Below are 266 nucleotides of genomic sequence, written 5' to 3'. Positions count from 1 at the left end.
CGAGGGCCATTCAAGTATTTACTTCAGCATCATCCACGCAAGGGACTTGACTTCATATTAGATCTTTGCCGGGCTGGTGCTCAAAAGCACGGATGCTCCGAATATAGGCACCGAGAGCAGCCGGATTCAGATGTTCTAGATGAAATGGTGGTTGAGCAAGTTCAACTCTATACGCAAGACGGCACGCAAGTTTTGAACTATGCCTCGCCCCACTTGTGGTGTGGATACCGGGGGCAATCGACAGTGCCATATTTACTTCAGTGCGC

At 50.0% G+C, this 266-nt stretch carries 1 protein-coding gene; it reads right to left on the bottom strand.

What is annotated here, in order from left to right; all coding sequences use genetic code 11:
* Positions 1–52 precede the first annotated feature (52 nt).
* On the bottom strand, positions 53–266 hold a 214-nt coding region (locus tag SB786_RS36515), incomplete at its 5' end, for a hypothetical protein (RefSeq protein WP_410731621.1).

The organism is Burkholderia sp. SIMBA_062 (assembly GCF_046534765.1).
In the GTDB taxonomy this organism is placed as follows: Bacteria; Pseudomonadota; Gammaproteobacteria; order Burkholderiales; family Burkholderiaceae; genus Burkholderia; species Burkholderia ambifaria.
Note: the sequence above shows the minus strand (reverse complement) of the source record. Positions and strands in the feature narration are given on the sequence as shown.